Origin of the sequence: Mesorhizobium sp. M4A.F.Ca.ET.020.02.1.1, assembly GCF_004022645.1 — a bacterium.
GTDB lineage: Bacteria > Pseudomonadota > Alphaproteobacteria > Rhizobiales > Rhizobiaceae > Mesorhizobium.
In genome coordinates this window covers 1-2666 of sequence record NZ_RZOI01000788.1, presented here as the reverse complement: position 1 = coordinate 2666, position 2666 = coordinate 1, and the positions used below count along the sequence as shown (strand labels likewise).

The 2666-nt window shown below is 65.4% G+C and carries 3 protein-coding genes; all 3 read right to left on the bottom strand.

What is annotated here, in order from left to right:
- Positions 1-149: 149 nt before the first annotated feature.
- Genes EN742_RS31110 through EN742_RS31100 form a run of 3 tightly spaced genes read right to left on the bottom strand, consistent with a single transcriptional unit; the run spans position 150 to position 2581 of the window.
- Positions 150-1337 (bottom strand): CoA transferase, encoded by a 1188-nt coding sequence (locus EN742_RS31110; RefSeq protein WP_128333677.1) that lies wholly within the window; start codon positions 1335-1337, stop codon positions 150-152.
- The gene (locus tag EN742_RS31105) at positions 1334-2083 is read right to left on the bottom strand and encodes an enoyl-CoA hydratase/isomerase family protein (RefSeq protein ID WP_128333676.1); all 750 of its coding nucleotides are present in this window, start codon (positions 2081-2083) and stop codon (positions 1334-1336) included. The genes EN742_RS31110 and EN742_RS31105 overlap by 4 nt, the downstream gene beginning before the upstream one ends.
- 9 nt (positions 2084-2092) lie before the next feature.
- Entirely contained in the window at positions 2093-2581 is a 489-nt protein-coding gene (locus EN742_RS31100; RefSeq protein ID WP_245492436.1) for a hypothetical protein, read from the bottom strand.
- Positions 2582-2666: the final 85 nt, after the last annotated feature.

Here is a 2666-nt window from a genome sequence, read left to right as displayed (position 1 = left end):
GTCCTTGTCACCGTCCAACGTCTCGAAATGGCGGCGCAGCTCGACGCACATTTCGAGGTTCAATGCATTGCGAGCTTCGGGACGGCTGAGGACCACATGGGCGACCGGCCCTTCGCGGCGGCAGACGACCGTTGCGGACGTGCTCATGCTCAAATCACTCCTTCCGATTTCAGCGTCTCGATTTCGGTCACGCCAAGCCCCAATTCTTCCGACAGGATCCGGTCGGTATCGGCGCCAAGCGCGGGGGGGCAGCCGATCTGCGGGTCGTCGAAACCTTCGAATCTGACCGGCGTCCGCAGGGCCGGGAAACGACCGGCGCTCGAATGCTCGAAGGCGCCAACGACGCCCCTCGCCGTCATATGCGGATCGCTCAGGATCTCGCGAACCGTGTTGACCTCTCCGGCGGGGATGCCGCCCGCCCGCAGCCGTTCGGCGAGCGGCGCGCGATCATGCATGAGGATGGCGGCGCGCATTGCCGCCATGACGCGTTCACGCTGGACGACACGCTCGGCGTTCTTGTCGAGCGCGCGATCCGCCGCGAGGTCGGAAAGCCCGAGCGCGGCGCAAAGCCCGGGCCAGTGCTGATCGCTGCCGCTGATGTGCAGCCAGCCGCCGTCGCGACATTCGAATGCAGCAGAAGGAACGCGGCCCGGATGCTCCGTTCCGGCGCGCGCCACGTCCTCGTCCAGCGCAAACAATCTCGCTGCCGCGAGCGCCAGCAGGCTCGCCTGCACATCCATCATCGACAGGTCGACGCGGCAGCCCTTGCCATGCCGCGCCTTGCCGACCAGGCCGCTCAGTATGGCGATGGCGATCCACAGTCCCGCACTCAGATCGGCAATCGGCACGCCGGCCTTGGCAGGCGGCCCATCGGCATGGCCGGTCAGATGCATGACCCCGGAAAGAGCCTGGAAAACCGTGTCGTAGCCGGGGCGGTCGCGATAAGGCCCGGTTTGGCCAAAACCGGTGCTCGATACATAGATCAGTCCGGGATTGAGATTGGCGAGTTGATCATAGCCGAGGCCGAAGCGCTCCATCTCGCCAGGCAGAAAGTTCTCCACCACGACATCGGATGCGGCCGCCAGCCGCCGCGCCAGGTCCTGCCCCTTGGGCGATTTCAGGTTCAAGGTCAGCGACCGCTTGGCCCTGTTGAAGGCGAAGAAATAGGCGCTCTCGCCGCCGGGCACGCGCGGCTCGAAGCTGCGCGACTCGTCGCCGGTCCCCGGGCGCTCGATCTTCGTCACCTCGGCACCCATTTCGGCCAGCATCTGCGTGGCCATCGGCCCCGCAAGCACCCGTGAGAAGTCGAGAATGCGTATCCCCTCGAGCGGCCTCATGCTTCGTCGTCCCTGAAGGCGCGCATCCTGGCGTTGACGTCGCGGCCTGCCGCCATCGCCTCGTCATAGGGCAAGTCAGCGACCTGATAGTAGAGCGACTTCACCGCCGCCATCGCGCGTGGATTGGCGGCTGCCCATTGTTCGGCAATCGCAACGGCGGCCTCGACCACGTGATCCGGCTCGACGACACGGTTGGCGAGGCCGAGCTTGAGCGCCTCCTCGGCGCCGATCAGCCGGCCGAGGCTGATCATCTCGAAAGCCGCCTTGCGTCCCAGCGAACGTTGCAGTCCGGTCATCACCAGCGCCGGCACGATCGAATGCTTAAGCTCGGGATAGCCGAATTTGAGGTCGGTGCCCGCGACCATCATGTCGCAGCCGATCGCAAGGCCCGCGCCGCCGCCGACCGCCACGCCGCACACGGCCGAGATGATCGGCTTCGACAGCTTCTGCAGCATCGCCTGGGTGCGGCAGGTGAGATCCGCCCGACGTTCCACCGCGTCCTGATTGGCCGGGGTGAGGTGTTTGAACTCCGACAAATCGGCGCCGGCACAGAAGGCGCGCCCGGCGCCTGTCAGCACGATGGCGCGCACACCGGCATCGCCATCAGCCGCCTCCAGCGCGTCATGCAAGGCCTGCGTCAACGTGGTATCGAGAGCATTCAGCTTGCCCGGACGGTTCAGGACAACGATGCGAACAGGGCCTCGGCTTTCGATCGTCAGCACCGGAGTTTCCTTTGGCTGTTTCATGTCGAATTCCTAGCTGACAAACCCGTAACCGGCCCGGGCTACCCGGCTCTGCAGCGGTCGGCCGAGCATTTTTTCGCACAGCAGCGACGCCTTGCTCAGGCGATCCAGATCGAGGCCGGTTGCAATGCCTTCGGCCTCGAACAGGTTGACCAGATCCTCGGTCGCGACATTGCCGGTATAGCCCTCGCCATATTGGATCTGGGCCGGATGACCGCCGACGCCACCCAGCGCGCTGTCGAACCAACGGCAGCCAGCCTCGTAGGCGGCCACGCAATTCGCAAGCGCCGTGCCACGTGTGTCGTGGAAATGCGCGATTGCCGTCACCTCGGACAAATCCTGGGCAATCCGTTTGAACAACGCGCGCACGGTTGACGGCGTGCCGTGGCCGGTAGTGTCGCCCACCGTGACATGCCGTACGCCGATCGATGCGAAATGCGCGATGTCGGCGATCACCGCACCCTGGTCGACGCGTCCCTCGAACGGACATCCGAAAGCCATGGACACGACCCCGACAAGACGAAAATGGCCGCCGGAAAGCGCGACCATCTCGGCGACGTTGCGCCACTGCTGCTCGCGTGTCGTG

Coding starts and splice junctions, on each gene's coding strand:
- EN742_RS31105 (WP_128333676.1), bottom strand. CDS start 2,083: ATGAAACAGCCAAAGGAAACTCCGGTGCTGACGATCGAAAGCCGAGGC.
- EN742_RS31110 (WP_128333677.1), bottom strand. CDS start 1,337: ATGAGGCCGCTCGAGGGGATACGCATTCTCGACTTCTCACGGGTGCTT.
- EN742_RS31100 (WP_245492436.1), bottom strand. CDS start 2,581: ATGGCTTTCGGATGTCCGTTCGAGGGACGCGTCGACCAGGGTGCGGTG.